At 74.3% G+C, this 14,048-nt stretch carries 17 protein-coding genes and 1 tRNA gene; 12 read left to right on the top strand and 6 right to left on the bottom strand.

Annotated elements, in window-relative coordinates; translation table 11 throughout:
* The first annotated feature begins 23 nt into the window (after positions 1-23).
* The 9 genes from ASG36_RS03845 (at position 24) to ASG36_RS03805 (ending at position 7,017) form a co-directional block, all read left to right on the top strand.
* A complete protein-coding gene (locus tag ASG36_RS03845) occupies positions 24-761 on the top strand; it encodes a YcnI family protein (RefSeq protein WP_055759654.1) in 738 nt (245 codons plus the stop codon).
* Positions 758-1,432 (top strand): SCO family protein, encoded by a 675-nt coding sequence (locus tag ASG36_RS03840; RefSeq protein WP_055759651.1) that lies wholly within the window; start codon positions 758-760, stop codon positions 1,430-1,432. The genes ASG36_RS03845 and ASG36_RS03840 overlap by 4 nt, the downstream gene beginning before the upstream one ends.
* A gap of 16 nt (positions 1,433-1,448) precedes the next feature.
* Complete coding sequence (locus ASG36_RS03835) at positions 1,449-2,507, top strand: hypothetical protein (RefSeq protein ID WP_235494544.1); 1,059 nt, start codon at positions 1,449-1,451, stop codon at positions 2,505-2,507.
* A gap of 58 nt (positions 2,508-2,565) precedes the next feature.
* A complete protein-coding gene (locus tag ASG36_RS03830; protein WP_055759648.1) occupies positions 2,566-3,027 on the top strand; it encodes a hypothetical protein in 462 nt (153 codons plus the stop codon).
* 49 nt (positions 3,028-3,076) lie between these two features.
* Positions 3,077-4,084: a DMT family transporter gene (locus tag ASG36_RS03825; protein WP_055759645.1), complete on the top strand. Its 1,008-nt coding sequence runs from the start codon at positions 3,077-3,079 to the stop codon at positions 4,082-4,084.
* A gap of 150 nt (positions 4,085-4,234) precedes the next feature.
* Positions 4,235-4,933 carry a M23 family metallopeptidase gene (locus ASG36_RS03820; protein WP_055759643.1) on the top strand — a complete coding sequence of 233 codons (699 nt, stop codon included), beginning with the start codon at positions 4,235-4,237 and terminating at the stop codon, positions 4,931-4,933.
* 217 nt (positions 4,934-5,150) lie between these two features.
* Positions 5,151-6,227 carry an ice-binding family protein gene (locus ASG36_RS03815; RefSeq protein ID WP_055759640.1) on the top strand — a complete coding sequence of 359 codons (1,077 nt, stop codon included), beginning with the start codon at positions 5,151-5,153 and terminating at the stop codon, positions 6,225-6,227.
* Entirely contained in the window at positions 6,224-6,820 is a 597-nt protein-coding gene (locus tag ASG36_RS03810) for a class F sortase (protein ID WP_055759637.1), read from the top strand. The genes ASG36_RS03815 and ASG36_RS03810 overlap by 4 nt, the downstream gene beginning before the upstream one ends.
* Before the next feature lie 124 nt (positions 6,821-6,944).
* Positions 6,945-7,017 (top strand) — tRNA-Ala (locus ASG36_RS03805).
* 50 nt (positions 7,018-7,067) lie between these two features.
* On the opposite strand, the gene ASG36_RS03800 is transcribed toward ASG36_RS03805, so the two are convergent.
* Complete coding sequence (locus ASG36_RS03800) at positions 7,068-7,265, bottom strand: hypothetical protein (RefSeq protein ID WP_055759634.1); 198 nt, start codon at positions 7,263-7,265, stop codon at positions 7,068-7,070.
* A gap of 62 nt (positions 7,266-7,327) precedes the next feature.
* On the opposite strand from ASG36_RS03800, the gene ASG36_RS03795 reads away from it, so the two are divergent.
* Positions 7,328-8,425: an SDR family oxidoreductase gene (locus ASG36_RS03795; protein ID WP_157498540.1), complete on the top strand. Its 1,098-nt coding sequence runs from the start codon at positions 7,328-7,330 to the stop codon at positions 8,423-8,425.
* 95 nt (positions 8,426-8,520) lie between these two features.
* Here the strand turns inward: ASG36_RS03795 and ASG36_RS03790 are convergent, their stop codons facing one another.
* Together ASG36_RS03790 and ASG36_RS03785 are read right to left on the bottom strand one after the other, a co-directional pair.
* Positions 8,521-8,919, bottom strand: a complete 399-nt coding sequence (locus ASG36_RS03790; protein WP_055759632.1) for a hypothetical protein — start codon at positions 8,917-8,919, stop codon at positions 8,521-8,523.
* A 48-nt stretch (positions 8,920-8,967) separates the two neighbouring features.
* Positions 8,968-9,366, bottom strand: a complete 399-nt coding sequence (locus tag ASG36_RS03785) for a TIGR03618 family F420-dependent PPOX class oxidoreductase (RefSeq protein ID WP_055759629.1) — start codon at positions 9,364-9,366, stop codon at positions 8,968-8,970.
* Positions 9,367-9,396: 30 nt separating this feature from the next.
* Between ASG36_RS03785 and ASG36_RS03780 the strand changes: the two genes are divergently transcribed.
* Positions 9,397-10,293 (top strand): ABC transporter substrate-binding protein, encoded by an 897-nt coding sequence (locus ASG36_RS03780; protein WP_055762359.1) that lies wholly within the window; start codon positions 9,397-9,399, stop codon positions 10,291-10,293.
* Here ASG36_RS03780 and ASG36_RS03775 read toward each other — a convergent pair.
* The 3 genes from ASG36_RS03775 to ASG36_RS03765 all read right to left on the bottom strand — a co-directional run bounded on the left by ASG36_RS03775 (position 10,276) and on the right by ASG36_RS03765 (position 13,321).
* Positions 10,276-11,517: a DUF2786 domain-containing protein gene (locus ASG36_RS03775; protein WP_157498538.1), complete on the bottom strand. Its 1,242-nt coding sequence runs from the start codon at positions 11,515-11,517 to the stop codon at positions 10,276-10,278. The two genes, ASG36_RS03780 and ASG36_RS03775, sit on opposite strands and share 18 nt — an antisense overlap.
* 101 nt (positions 11,518-11,618) lie before the next feature.
* A complete protein-coding gene (locus ASG36_RS03770; protein WP_055759621.1) occupies positions 11,619-12,473 on the bottom strand; it encodes a mycofactocin-coupled SDR family oxidoreductase in 855 nt (284 codons plus the stop codon).
* Between the two features lie 29 nt (positions 12,474-12,502).
* Positions 12,503-13,321 (bottom strand): mycofactocin-coupled SDR family oxidoreductase, encoded by an 819-nt coding sequence (locus ASG36_RS03765; protein WP_235494542.1) that lies wholly within the window; start codon positions 13,319-13,321, stop codon positions 12,503-12,505.
* A gap of 112 nt (positions 13,322-13,433) precedes the next feature.
* Here ASG36_RS03765 and ASG36_RS03760 point away from each other — a divergent pair, with 112 nt between their 5' ends.
* On the top strand, positions 13,434-14,015 hold the full coding sequence (locus tag ASG36_RS03760; protein ID WP_055759616.1) for a TetR family transcriptional regulator: 582 nt from the start codon (positions 13,434-13,436) through the stop codon (positions 14,013-14,015).
* The last annotated feature ends 33 nt before the right edge of the window (positions 14,016-14,048 follow it).

Raw genomic sequence — 14,048 nt, 5'->3', positions numbered from 1 at the left:
CACACCCCTCTGACAGGAGAAGCATGTCCACCACCCCCCGTCGTCTCGCCGTCCTCACCCTGGCCACCGGCATCGCCGTGGCCGCCGGCGGTGGCGTCGCCTCCGCGCACGTCCGGGTGTCCTCCGACGAGGCCGCCCCGGGCGGCTTCGGCGTGATGACCTTCCGGGTGCCCAACGAGAGCGACACCGCCAGCACCGTCTCGCTGCGCATCCAGCTGCCCACCGACACCCCGCTGACCTTCGTGCAGGCCGAGCCGGTGGCCGGCTGGACGATCACCCCGACCACCACCCAGCTCGACCCGCCGGTGGAGTCCGACGGCGAGGAGATCACCAGCGCGGTGACCGTCGTGCAGTTCACCGCCGACGCCGGTGGTGGCATCGCCCCCGGCCAGTTCCAGGAGTTCTCCCTGCTGGGCGGGCCGTTCCCCGACGCCGAGACCGTCTCCTTCGGCACCGTGCAGACCTACAGCGACGGCACCGAGTCCGCCTGGATCGAGCCGACCGTCGAGGGCCAGCCCGAGCCGCAGTACCCGGCCCCGGTCCTGGACCTGAGCGGCTCGACGGCCGCCAGCGGTGACGCGCACGGCTCGGACGGCGGCACCGACACCGCCGCCTCGGCCACCGATGCCACCGCGGCCGAGGACGGCAGCGGCAACGGGATCGCCGTCACCGCGCTGGTGCTCGGTGGGCTCGGGCTGGTCGCCGGTGTGGCCGGACTCGCCCTGGGCCTGGCCGCACGCCGTCGTACCGTGGCCTCGTGAGCTCCCTCCCACGTCGCACGTCCCTGGCCGCGATCGCGCTGACCGCCGGGCTGGTGCTGGCCGGCTGCGGTGGGTCCGCGGAGGCCGACCAGGCCGCGGCCGGCGGGCACGGCGACCACACCTCGGGCGAGGCCCCCGCGACGGTGTCCGGGCCGGACAACCCGTACGACGGGCTGTTCCTGCGCGACGCGTACCAGAAGCCGTCGTTCACCCTGACCGACCAGGCCGGGGCGCCGTACGACTTCGCGGCGCAGACCGCCGACGGGCCGACGCTGCTGTTCTTCGGGTACACCAACTGCCCGGACATCTGCCCGACCACGATGGCCGACGTCGCGATCGCGCTGCAGACGTCGGACCCGGAGGTCGCCGCGGCGACCACGGTGGTCTTCGTGACCACCGACCCGGCCCGGGACACCCCCGAGGTGCTGGGGGACTACCTGTCCCTGTTCTCCACCGCACCGGCCCCGGCGATCGTCGGGCTCACCGGCTCGCAGGCCGAGATCGACGCCGCCCAGCTGGCGGCGGGGGTGCCGCTGGCCGAGGAGATGGGCCAGCAGCACTCCTCGCTGCTGCTGCTCTACGGCACGGACGGCGAGGCCGACGTGGCCTTCGACGCCGGGAACACCTCGCGGGACATCGCGCACGACCTGGCGGTCGTCGCCGGCGAGTGAGGGCAGACTGGCCGGCGTGACCGCGGGGCTGCGCCGGATGGGGGCACGGGCGCTGCTCGTGCTCCTGGCCGTGGTCGCGGCCGGTGCGCCGGCCGGTCCGGCCGCGGCGCACGTCGGCGAGGGCGTGGCAGGCAGCGACTTCGACGGCGCGGTGACCTCGGTGCGTCCGGACCTGCCCGGGGTCGACGTCCGGGTGCTGCAGTTCGGCGACGAGCTCGAGGTCGTCAACACCACCGACACCGAGCTCACCGTGCCCGGCTACTCCGGGGAGCCCTACCTGCGGATCGGCCCCGACGGGGTCTGGCGCAACGCGCACAGCCCGGCGACCACGATCAACCTGGACCGGTTCGGCCGGACGCCGCTGCCGTCCGACGCCGACCCGTTGGGGACGCCGGACTGGGTGCAGGTCTCGACGCAGCCGCAGTACGCCTGGCACGACCACCGGACGCACTGGATGAGCGAGGGTCAGCTGCCCCCGGTGGTCACCGCCGACCCGACCGTGTCGCACACCGTCATCTCCTGGACGGTGCCGATGGCGCTGGGGGGCACGCCGGTGGACGTCGCGGGGGTGCTGACCTGGTCGCCCCCGCCACCGGGCTGGCTGGTGTGGCCGCTCTACGCGCTGGTGCTCGCCGGCGTCGTCGCCGCCGGCTCGCTCGCCCGCACCGCCGGTCCGCTCGCTGCCGCGCTGGGGCTGGGGGCGTCGGCCTCGCTGGGCCACGCCGTGGCCACCCCGGCCCCCTCGGTGACCGTCGGGTCGCACCCGGGCGCCGTGCTGTCCGCGCTGGTGCCGGCGCTGCTGGTGCTGCTCGTGGTGGTGGCCGCGGTCCGGGCGGCGGCGCGGGGGCGGGGGTCGCTGACCGGCGTGCTGGCCGTCGTCGTCGGCTGGCTGCTGCTGGTGCAGGGCCTGCCCGACGTCGACGTGCTGTGGACGGCGAACCTGCTCGCGGCCGGCCCCCCGGTGCTGGCCCGGGCCTCGGTCGCCGTGCTGCTGGCCGGGGGGCTGGGCCTGGTGGTCGGCGGGGCGCTGGCCGCGCGCCGGTTCCGCGACCGGCCCGTCGTCGTCCCCGTCTGAGCCCCGGAGAGGACGGTCACGGGTTCAACCACCTCGACCGGGGGCACCTCCACCACTCGTGACCCGTTCCCTGCTGGCCCTCCCGCTCGCCGCCCTCGTGCTCACCGGGTGCGCCGGCAGCGGTGACCTCGGGCAGACCGCTGCCGAGGAGGCACCGGGCGGGGAGACCTCGGCGCAGGTCGAGGTGAGCAAGGACGTCACGGTGCTGCGGGCCTCGATCGCCGACGCGAGCGACGGGGCGCTGGACGCCGGGGACGACGCGGTGCTGCGGCTGGACGTGCAGAACGCCGGGCCCGACGACGACACGCTTCAGACGGTGAGCGGCACGGGCTTCGGCGCCGTGGACGCCGGGCCGTGGACCGTGCCGGCCGAGGGGGTGCTGCACCTGGGCCTGGACGGCACGGCCGCGGTGGTGCTCCCGGACACCGAGCGGCCGGTGGCGGTGGGCGACGAGGTCGAGGTGACGTTCGTGTTCGACCGGTCCGGCGAGGTCACCGTGACGGTGCCGGTCACCGGCTGATCGGGCGTCCCGCGCGACGTCGACCCCGACCCGTGGCAGGCTCGGGCCCGTGCTGGACACGGGGGTGCGCGCCGGGTCTCTGGACACCCACGCCCTGGCGGTCCTCGCCGCCCAGGGCCCTCCGCCCGGTCAGCAGGGGCACCTCGGGGCGTCGATCCTGCTGGCGCTGCTCTCGGCGTGCGCCTTCGCGGTGTCCACCGTCGTGCAGCACCGGGCGGCCACGGACGCCGCCGCCGACCTCCCGCAGGGGGCGGTGCTCCGCCTGGTCGGCAAGCTGGTGCGCAACCGGGCCTGGATCGGCGGTCAGGGTGCCGCGCTGTGCGGGTTCCTGCTGCACGCCTCGGCGCTGAAGTTCGGGCCGGTCGTGGTCGTGCAGCCGCTGCTGTCCGGCGGTCTCGTCATCTCCCTGGCGCTCGGTGCCCTGGTCGACCGGCGGCACGCCGACCGGTTGCTGCCCGAGCGCGGGCAGTGGATCGCCGCCGGCGTCGTCGCGGTGACCCTGGGCCTGTTCGTCGTGTCCGCCCGGCCCCAGCACGGCAGCTCCTTCGCCGAGCCGAGGGCGCTGCTGCTGTGCGCCGGCGGGGCTGCAGCGGTGATGGTGCTGGCCGCGCTCTGGTCGCTGCGCCCGGCCGCCCCGCACAAGGCGCTGGCGCTGGGCCTGGCGGCCGGAGGCGGGTTCGGCATCACCGGGCTGCTGCTCAAGGACGTGGTGGCCCACCCGCCGGCCGAGCTGCTCGGCAGCTGGACCACCTACCTGCTGCTGGCCTCCGGTGCCGCCTCGATCGTGTTCGCCCAGTGGGCCTACCAGTCCGGCGCGCTCATCGAGTCCTTGCCGGTGATGGCCGTGCTCGAGCCGCTGGTCGCGGTCGGGCTCGCCGCACCGGTCTACGGGGAGGTCCTGGCCCCGGGTCTGCTGGCCACCACCGGCCAGGTGGTCGGTGTGGTCGGGCTGGTCGTCGGGGTCGCCGTCCTGGCCCGGCGCACCGCGGCGCGGGAGACCACCGGGGTGCCCCTCGCCGTCCCGGCGCCCGCACCGGCACCACACCCGCACCACTGACCGACCTCCCCGGTCGGCCCGAATGACACCGGTGTGGTTTGCCACACGGCGTGTCAGCGAGGACGCGCCGAGCGGGGGGTCACAGACCGGTCACGGCTCGTTAGGTTGCCTGCTGTCGAACCAGGCGCAGCAGACGACGGGGGAGCACGGGTGGCGGTAGTAACGGGTGCTCGACGGCGACCGGCGGTCCTGGTGGCGGCGCTCGCCCTGGGCGGGGTGCTCGCCGCGACCCTGGGGTTCCCGGGCACCCCGGCCGAGGCCACGTCCGACGACAGCGTCGCCCAGGCGCTGGCCGCCTCGGAGAACGCGGCGTTCCTCGACGAGGCCGAGCTCATGCCGCAGATGGCGATCACCGAGGCCCAGGCCCAGCAGCGGCTGGCCGAGGTGGCCGCCAGCCGGGCCGAGCGCGCCGAGGCCGAGGCGGCCGCGGTCGCCGCTGCCGAGGCGGCCCGCCCGAAGGTCGTCGTCCCGGTGGACGGCGCCCGGATGACCACCTGCTTCTGCCAGCGCTGGGGCACCATGCACTGGGGCATCGACCTCGCCGCGCCGATGCTGACGCCGGAGTACGCGGCCGAGGACGGCGTCGTGCTGCGAGCGGGTGCGGCCAGCGGGTACGGCCAGGCCGTCTACGTCTTGGGTGTCAGCGGCGACGTGACGATCTACGGCCACATGGAGGAGATCGAGGTCTCCGCCGGCGACGTCGTCGAGGCCGGGCAGACCATCGCGCTGCTGGGCAGCCGGGGACAGTCCACCGGCCCGCACCTGCACTTCGAGGTGCACTCCGGCGGCCTGGACGGCCCGCCCGTCGACCCGGTCGTCTGGCTCCGCGAACAGGGCGCAGACATCTGAGGCGCGCTCACCCACGGTGAGCCGCCGGTCCGAGAGTCACTCGGCGAGTGGAATCACTCCACGTCTGTGACGACACGCCGCTGATCCTGCCGGTATGGGCCGGCCGGGGAGTCAGGCTGATCCCACGAAGGTCCCTCGTGCCTCGGCATCCACGCCGGCGTCGTCTTCTGTGAACGACGCGAACCGGCCCACGAGGGTCGGAGACAGGAGTGCCGACATGACGTCGGTTCTCGACCACGGGCGTCAGCCCACCCGAACCACATGGCTCGCCGGCGGGGTCGCCTCCACGATCCTGCTGGCTGCCGTCGGACTGATCAGCACGGCCGGCACCGCCGAGGCGGCGGCCGCCACCGCGGTACCGCAGGGGACGACGCAGTCGTTCGCCGTCCTGGCGGCCACCGGGATCACCAACACCGGCACGACCACGATCAACGGGGACACCGGGAGCTTCCCGGACGCGAGCCTCACCGACAACGGGACGATCGTGCAGACCGGTGTGGCCCGGGGCGGTGACGGTGTCGCCCAGCAGGCGCAGAGCGACCTGGACGTCGCGTACCTGGACACCGCGGGTCAGGGGCCGGCCGACCAGGTGCCGGCCGACCTGGCCGACGTGGACGCCCGCACCCTCGTGCCGGGGGTCTACACCAACCCGACGTCACTGTCGCTGACCGGCCCGCTCACCCTCGACGCGCAGGGCGACCCCACGGCCGTCTTCGTGTTCCAGTCGGGCTCGACGCTGATCACCGCCTCGGACAGCACCATCACGCTGATCGGCGGGGCGCAGGCCTGCAACGTCTTCTGGCAGGTCACCAGCTCGGCGACGCTGGGCACCAACAGCACCTTCGTCGGGACGGTCTACGCGAACACCGCGATCGAGGCCCAGACGGGTGCCGTCGTCCAGGGGCGGCTGCTGGCGCGCAACGCAGCGGTCACCCTGGACTCCAACGTGATCACCGCCCCGGCGTGTGCGACCACCCCGCCGACGTCCTCGGCACCGGTCACCACGGCACCGGTCACCACGTCGGCGGCCCCCACGACCTCGGCGGCCCCGACGACCCCGGCCGGTCCCACGACGACCCCGGCGGGCGGCCCCGGGTCCCCGAGCAGTACGGCCGGCGGCGGCACGAGCGGGACCCCGGGCGGGGGCACCCCAACCGGAGCCGGCCCCACGGGCGGCAACGCCGGCGGGAACGGCACCCGCGGCACGGGGGTCTTCTCCCAGGTGGGCACGGTCCCGGTCGGCTCGGTGGACACCGGCGACGGCAGCGCCGCCGAGACCCCGTCCCTCCCGTGACCCCGCTGCGGGGGCGCCGGGCCCGGGTGGTCGGCGCCCTCCTGGCCGCGGCGGTCCTGGCCGGGTGCGGCTCCTCGGCGGCACCCCCGCCGGTGGCGGCACCGTCGGCGAGCAGCGCCGGGCCCACGGCGGCGGCCCCGGTGCTGCCGGCCGCGGCGCCGGTGCGGCTCCAGGTGCCGGCGATCGGCGTGGACTCCGAGCTGATGGACCTCGGGCTGCAGGCCGACGGCACCCTCGAGGTGCCGCCGGACGGCTTCCCGGCCGGCTGGTTCACCGGCGCCCCGACTCCGGGTGAGCTCGGTCCGGCGGTGCTCGCCGGGCACGTCGACTGGGCCGGTGAGCCCGGGGTCTTCGCCGACCTCGCCCAGCTGGCCGCCGGCGACGAGGTGGTGGTGGACCGCGCCGACGGGAGCACTGCGCGGTTCGTGGTCACCGAGGTCGACCAGATGGCCAAGGAGGACTTCCCGACCGCGGAGGTCTACGGCGACCTCGACCACGCCGGGCTGCGGCTGATCACCTGCGGTGGGGACTTCGACGCCGCCACCGGGGACTACCTGGACGACGTCGTCGTCTACGCCGACCTCGTCGGCTGAGGTCGGGCGGTCCTGCGCAGGGCGGGCGCCGGTGGCCTCCCGGTGGCCGGGACCCCCCTCGGGGACGACGCCGCGGGGACTGTATGGTTGGCAACGGCTCGGACGCACCAGACCGGGTCGGCAAGGGGCTGTGGCGCAGCTGGTAGCGCACCACACTGGCAGTGTGGGGGTCAGGGGTTCGAGTCCCCTCAGCTCCACCCTTCACGACAGGCCGCTCTCCCACCGGGAGAGCGGCCTTCGTCGTTCCTCAGCGGTTCTGTCGGCGGGCGAGCACGACCAGGCCCACGAGGACCAGCGCCAGCGGCGCCCAGCCGGGCAGGCCGAACGGGCCCAGGATCAGCTCGGCCACGAAGATCAGCAGCCGGAAGGCGACCCAGAAGCCCACCAGCAGGACGATCCAGAACACGACGGGTCGTTCGGTCTGCAGTCGGCGCAACATCTCCATGTGGCCAGCATCCCAGCCCGCGCGGCGGAACAGGGCGACGCCGAGGGGTGCTGCCCCTGTCGATGAGCATCGAGCAGAACGCACCCACCCCGCCCTTCCTCGGCGCGCACGCCCTCGTGGTCGGCGCCAGCGGCATCACCGGCAGCGCGCTGGTCGAGAAGCTGACCGCGGGCGGCTGGGAGGTCTCCGGACTCTCCCGCAACCCCATCGAGGGCTCCACCGCCCGGCACGTCAGGGCCGACCTGCGCTCCGCAGAGTCCCTGGCCGCCGCGCTGGGCGAGCTGCGGCCCACCCACGTGTTCTTCTGCGCCTGGTCCAAGCAGGACACCGAGGCCGAGAACATCGTCGTCAACAAGGCCATGGTCGCCGACCTGCTGGCTGCGCTTGCCCCGGGCCGCAGCGTCCGGCACGTCGCGCTGGTCACCGGGCTCAAGCACTACCTCGGGCCCTTCGAGGCCTACGCGCAGGGCGAGATGCCCGACACCCCGTTCCACGAGGACGCCGAGCGTCTCCCGGTGGAGAACTTCTACTACGCCCAGGAGGACGCGCTCTTCGCCGCGGCCGCCGAGCAGGGCTTCACCTGGAGCGTGCACCGCTCGCACACCGTCATCGGGCACGCCGTCGGCAACGCCATGAACATGGGCTCGACGCTGGCCGCCTACGCCGCGATCTGCCGCGCCGACGGGCGTCCGTTCGTGTTCCCCGGCTCGGAGACGCAGTGGAACTCCCTGGTCGACATGACCGACGCCGGCCTGCTCGCCGACCACATGATCTGGGCCTCCACCACCGAGGCCGCGGCCGACGAGGCCTTCAACGTGGTCAACGGCGACGTCTTCCGCTGGCGCTGGATGTGGCCCAAGCTCGCCACCGCCCTGGACGTCGAGCCGGTCGGCTTCGCCGAGGCGCCCCGGCCCCTCGAGGAGCAGATGGCCGACGCCGAGCCCGTGTGGGCCCGGGTCGTCGCCGAGCACGGGCTGGTCGAGCCCGACCTGTCCCGGGTGGCCTCCTGGTGGCACACCGACTCCGACCTCGGCCGCGACATCGAGGTGCTCGCCGACATGAGCAAGTCCCGGCTGATGGGCTTCACCGGGTACGTGCGCACCGAGGACTCGTTCTACCGCCTCTTCGACCGCTACCGGGCAGACGGCGTCCTGCCCTGAGCCGACCGGTGACCGCTCGATGAGCGGGGAGGTCGTCGTGAGCGGACTGCGGTCGGCTCACGACGGCCTCCTCGTCGACGCGGCCGCGTGCCACCTCAACCGGCGGACGTCTCCTCCAGCTCGGTGAACACGGCGGCGGCGAGGGCCTCCACGTCGTCCGCGGACGGGGCGATCTCCGCGCCCACCGCTAGACCCAGCACGGCGGTCGCGGCGTCGTACCTCACCACCGTGCTGCCCGGCAGCTGCCCGGCGCCCATCAGGCCCTCGGCGACCAACTCCAGCTCGTTGAGCGGGGTGCCCTTCCTGCCGGCCAGTCCGCGGGTGCGGTGCACGAACCGGCGGTCCAGGGCGAGCAGCACGGCCGAGGCGAAGCGGGGCTCCAGGGCGTCGCGTTCGGGTCCGGGCGGCACCGCGCGGAACGTCGCCAGCTGACCGGCGACATCGGCACGGGCCGCGGCGATCTCCGCGGCGGTGAAGGAGTTACGACCGAGCACGGGGACCTCCGGGACGACGGGAGCGGCGCCGCGGAACCTACCGGCGCATCAGCCCTGCGGGGAGTGCACCGAGTCGGCCTCGATGGTGACGACCAGCCGCTGCTGGTCCCGCCCGCCGTACCAGGGGTAGGGCCCGCCGAGGTACTTCTGGGCCAGTGCCTCGATGTGCTCGACCGCGCCGTCGGCGGTGATGTCGACGACCCGACCGCGGATCCCGTAGTAGCGGGCCGGGGCCTGTGGGTCGGCGATGTTCAGCGCCACCCGCGGGTCGCGTTCCATGTTCTTCACCTTCTGGAACCCGGCGACGGTGTTGATCACGATCCGGCCCGCGTCGTCGGTGGTCACCCACGTCTCGGTCATCTGCGGCCCGCCGTCGGGCATCAGCGTCGCGATGAAGCAGGGCGCGGGGGAGCGGAGCAGCTCGAGCAGTCCGGCAGGCAGGTCCATGAGCCGACGCTACGCACCTACCGTGGGGTGGTGCGCCTGGTCTCGCTCCTCCCGTCCGCCACCGAGATCGTCGACGCGCTCGGGTTGTCCGGTGACCTGGTCGGGGTCAGCTTCGAGTGCGACCAGCCGCCGGGGATCCGAGAGCGCGCGGCCGTCGTCGTGGGCGGGCTGGACACCGTCGGGCTGTCCCCGGGGGAGATCGACGCCGCCGTACGGGCCCGCGTGGCTGCCGGGGAGGACCTCTACACGCTGCACGCCGGTGCGCTGGCCGAGCTCGCCCCCGACCTCGTCATCACCCAGGACCTCTGCCAGGTCTGCGCGCTGCCCGCCGGTGCGGTCACCGACGCCCTCGCCCACCTGGGGACGACGGCCGACGTGCTCACCCTCGACCCGCACACCCTGGACGACGTGCTGGCCACGATCACCGCGGTCGGTGCCCGGGCGGGCGTCCCGGACCGTGCCGCCGAGGTCGCCGACGCGCTCCGGGCCCGGTTGGCCGCCGTGGCCCGTGCCGTCGCCGGACGCCCGCGACCCCGCGTCGCCGTGGTCGAGTGGGTGGACCCGCCGTTCACCGCCGGGCACTGGGTGCCCGACCTGGTCGCCGCCGCAGGCGGGGAGCCCGTGGGCGCGGTCGCCGGCACCCGCAGCGTGCCGACCACCTGGGACGCGATCGAGGCCGGGGACCCCGAGGTCGTGCTGGTGGCGCCGTGCGGGTTCGGGCTCGAGGCTGCAGTGGAGCAGGCCCGGGAGGTCGCCGCGCACCTGCCCGGACGCACCGTGTGGGCGATCGACGCCGACGGGCTCGTCGTCCGGCCCGGACCGCGACTGGTGGACGGGGTCGAGGCGATTGCCTTGGTGCTGCACCCCGGCGCCGTGCCGGCGTCGGCCGCGGTGGCCCTGGTCGCCGGCTCACCCGCGCAGCGGTGACCGTCCCGACCCCAGGTCTGCCCGGTCGGCGGCCTGCCGGCCGGCGTACCAGCCGGCCGGGTCGACGGTGCGCCCGCGCCTGACCCGCAGCCGCGGGAACAGCTCCTCCACCCGTTCGGCGACCGCCTCCTCGCGCCGGGCCAGCACCGGCACCAGCGCCGACCCGTACTCCCCGGCCGCCTCCCGGGTGGCCTGCTCCCGGGCCTCGGTCAGCCGCTCGCCCACCCGGGTCGCGTAGGAGTAGAGGAAGCCGCGTCGGAACACCGCCGCCCGGGTGTGGGCACTCTCGCCCCGGCTCGCGTCGGCCAGTGCGCGGGTGGCCTGCAGCAGCAGCGAGGTGAACAGCAGGTCGACCAGCTCGAGGTCGACCGGCTGCCCCACGACCGTGGCGATCCCCAGGTCGGGCAGCAGCACCACCCGGGCGCCGTTGGCCGTGGCGACCGCCTGCAGGAGGTGTGCCTTCGGCTCGGCGTACGGGTCGTCCAGGTGCAGCCGGCGGGCGACCACCCCCGCCTCGGCACCGGCCGGCCGACGGTCGGCCAGCACCGCGGCGTCGATGGCGTGCCGGCTCATCAGCTGCTGGGCCTTCGCGGTGAGCGCGTCGGCCTCCTCGGGGAACTCGGTGCGCTCGGCCTTCGCCAGCAGCCCGCGCACCCGGCCCAGGACCTTCTCGTCCACCGGCCCGGCCGGCACGGCCGCGCCCTCGACACGGTGCTGCGGCCAGCCGGCCGGGGTGGGCAGGAGCTGCTCCATCGCCGGGAGCTGCAGCAGCAGCGCGAGCAACCGGACGACGTCCCGCCAGGCGGTGGCCGGCTCGACCCCGGTGGAGCGCCACCAGCCGGGCAGGCCCGTCGTCGTCCCCAGTGCGTCGAGCTGGTCGACCCACTCGCGCGGCGCCCGCCGGGCCGCACCGCTGGACGAGGCCTCCGCGGTGACCACGGCAGCGGCGAGCTTGCCGGCCCGCTGGCTGAGCCGGCGGCGCGCGACGTGGGCGACGTCGGCGGGCTGCCACCCCCGGCCGTAGAGCGTCGTGACCGCATCGGCCAGGGAGCCGGGCACCTCGGGCAGGTCCAGGTCGGGGGAGAGCCCGGCGAGAGCCGTGGTCAGCGCGTCGAGCACCTCGACCGGGACGTCCTGCTGTCGCGCGGCGCCCACGGCGTGGGCGAACACGACCGACGGGTCGTCCTCGGGGGAGCGGCGGGAGGTCCGCCACGGGGTGCGCATGCCGGTCAGCCTGCCCGTCGGGTCCGACACCGGACACCCCGCGGGGCGGGTCTGTGGACGACGGCCCGGGCTGTGGACACCCGGGCCGTCGTCAGGACCGACTACTTCACCGGCGCCTGGTTGAACCCGGTCAGCAACATGTGCCCGGCGTCCACCGGGATGGTCACGCCGGTGACGGCCGCCGCCAGCTCGGAGTTCAGGTACAGCGCGGTGTTCGCGATGACCCCCGGCGACAGGAACGTCATGCCCTTGAGCGCGTGGAAGTGGTACCCGCCCTCCAGCATGTCGGCCTCGGTGCCGCCCTCGTGCCCGGCGAACATGTCCCACGCACCCTGGTGGTCGGTCATCGGCGTCTTGATCGCCCCCGGGTTGATCGAGTTGCAGCGGATCCCGTGCGGGGCCAGCTCCAGCGCGATGTTCTTCATCAGCCCGATCACGCCGTGCTTGCTGGACACGTAGTGCGCGTAGTCCGGTCCCGGCTCCAACCCGTTCACCGACGACGTGATCACGATCGAGCCGCTGCCGCGTTCGATCATGTGCGGGGCGACCGCCTTGGCCGACTTCCAGACGCCGGTCAGGTTGGTGCCGATCATGTCCTCCCACGCCTCGTCGGTGATCTCCCAGAACGGGGCCTGGGTCCAGATGCCGGCGTTGGCGATGAGGATGTCGATCTTCCCGAACTCGGCGATGCCGCGGGCCACGGCGTCGTCCATCTGCTGCTGCGAGCGCACGTCGGCGGTGACCGCGATCGCGCGCCGGTCCAGCGCCTCGACCTGGCGGACGGTCTCCGCGAGGTCGTCCTGGGTGGCCATCCGGTAGGGCACGCTGGCGATCTGGTCGGCGATGTCGACCAGGACGACGTCGGCGCCCTCCTTCGCCGAGACCAGTGCGTGCGCCCGGCCCTGGCCGCGTGCGCCGCCGGTGATGAGGGCGACCTTGCCGTCGAGCAGTCCCATGCTGTTCTCCTCCTGGTGGGTGGGGTGGGTCAGAGCTGGCCGCCGGCGTCCACCACGTGGGTGGTGCCGGTGACGTAGCGGCCGTCGTCGGAGACGAGGTAGAGGACGGCGTTGGAGATGTCGACGGCCTCGACGGCCGGGATCGGCAGCTTGTTCAGCGTCAGCGCCGCCTCCTCGAAGTCCGCCCGGGTCGGGTGCTCCAGGTCGGGGCGGAAGAGCTTGTAGGTGGGCTCGTTGAGGATCATGTCGGTGGCCACCGTCGTCGGGTGGATCGTGTTGACCCGGATGCTCTGCGGGGCCAGCTCCTTGGCCAGCACCTTCGCGAACATGACCAGGCCCGCCTTGGCCGCGGAGTAGTGCGCGGTGTTCGGGTTGGCGTAGATCGCGGCCAGCGAGCTGGTGATGACCACCGAGCCGCCGCGCCCGCCGGCGATGACGTGCGGGACCGCTGCCTTGACCGTCTTCCAGACGCCGGTCAGGTTGACGTCGATCATCGTCTGCCAGGTCTCCTCGTCCATGTCCAGCGTGGACGCGGGGGTGGAGATGCCGGCGTTGGCGAGCACGACGTCGAGCCGGCCCAGCTGGGCCACGCCGTCCGCGACGGCCTTCGTGAGCCCGTCGAGGTCGCGGACGTCGACCTGGCTGGCCACGATCCGGCGGTCCAGCGCCTCGACCTGGCGGACGGTCTCCGCGAGGTCCTCGGGGGTCGCGGTGGGGTAGGGCGTGGTCTCGATCTGCCGGCAGGCGTCGACGGCGATGACGTCGGCGCCCTCCTGGGCCAGTCGCAGCGCGTGGCTGCGGCCCTGCCCGCGGGCGGCTCCGGTGACGAAGACGACCTTCCCGTCCATGCGACCCATGTCGGTTCCTCTCCTCGGTGTGTGATCTGGGTCGCAGGTTATGGCACTGGGTGTCACAACGGAAGGGGATCGTTCCCACCGACCGGTGCGGCACCATCGGAGCGTGACCACGGGGGAACGCGGCGGACGGCCGGCGGCCACGTCGGCGCACGAGCTGGCCGGGGTCGCGCAGGACCTCTTCCTCTCCCGCGGGTACGAACGGACCAGCATCGACGACGTCGCTGCGGCCGCGGGCATCGGCCGACGGACCTTCTTCCGGTACTTCGCCACGAAGGCCGACGTGCTCTTCCTGGAGTCCCCGGCCGACGTCGCCCGGCTGCGTGCGGCCCTGGATGCCGCGCCGGCCGACGAGCCGGTCGCTGCCGCGGTGCGCCGCGGGGTGGTCGCCGCCCTCGCCGTGGCGCCGGGGGACGAGGTCTGGGCCCGCCAGCGGGCGCAGCTCATCCTCGAGGTCCCGGCGTTGCGGGCGTACGCGCACACCACCTTCGACGCCTGGCGGGCTGCTGCGGCGGAATTCACCGCCCAGCGGCTCGGACTGCCCGCGGACGACGTGGTGCCGGTGGCCGTCGGCCACGCCGCGCTGGCCGCGTCACTGGCCGCGCACGAGCACTGGATCGCCCACCCCGACAGCGACCTCGGCGAGGTGCTGACCCGGGCTGCGGCACTGCTGGTCCCCGACCTCTGAGGGGTTCTGTCGGACCTCCCCGCTACGTTCGCC

The organism is Geodermatophilus sp. Leaf369, assembly GCF_001424455.1.
Classification (GTDB): Bacteria; Actinomycetota; Actinomycetes; order Mycobacteriales; family Geodermatophilaceae; genus Klenkia.
The sequence above is the reverse complement of the archived record's forward strand: the minus strand, read 5'-3'. Positions and strand labels throughout refer to the sequence as shown.

Excerpts from the sequence above, each read along its gene's own strand:
- ASG36_RS03815 (WP_055759640.1), top strand. The coding sequence starts at position 5,151 with ATGACGTCGGTTCTCGACCACGGGCGTCAGCCCACCCGAACCACATGG.
- ASG36_RS03795 (WP_157498540.1), top strand. The coding sequence starts at position 7,328 with ATGAGCATCGAGCAGAACGCACCCACCCCGCCCTTCCTCGGCGCGCAC.
- ASG36_RS03800 (WP_055759634.1), bottom strand. The coding sequence starts at position 7,265 with ATGGAGATGTTGCGCCGACTGCAGACCGAACGACCCGTCGTGTTCTGG.
- ASG36_RS03770 (WP_055759621.1), bottom strand. The coding sequence starts at position 12,473 with ATGGGACTGCTCGACGGCAAGGTCGCCCTCATCACCGGCGGCGCACGC.
- ASG36_RS03785 (WP_055759629.1), bottom strand. The coding sequence starts at position 9,366 with ATGGACCTGCCTGCCGGACTGCTCGAGCTGCTCCGCTCCCCCGCGCCC.
- ASG36_RS03775 (WP_157498538.1), bottom strand. The coding sequence starts at position 11,517 with ATGCGCACCCCGTGGCGGACCTCCCGCCGCTCCCCCGAGGACGACCCG.
- ASG36_RS03765 (WP_235494542.1), bottom strand. The coding sequence starts at position 13,321 with ATGGACGGGAAGGTCGTCTTCGTCACCGGAGCCGCCCGCGGGCAGGGC.
- ASG36_RS03845 (WP_055759654.1), top strand. The coding sequence starts at position 24 with ATGTCCACCACCCCCCGTCGTCTCGCCGTCCTCACCCTGGCCACCGGC.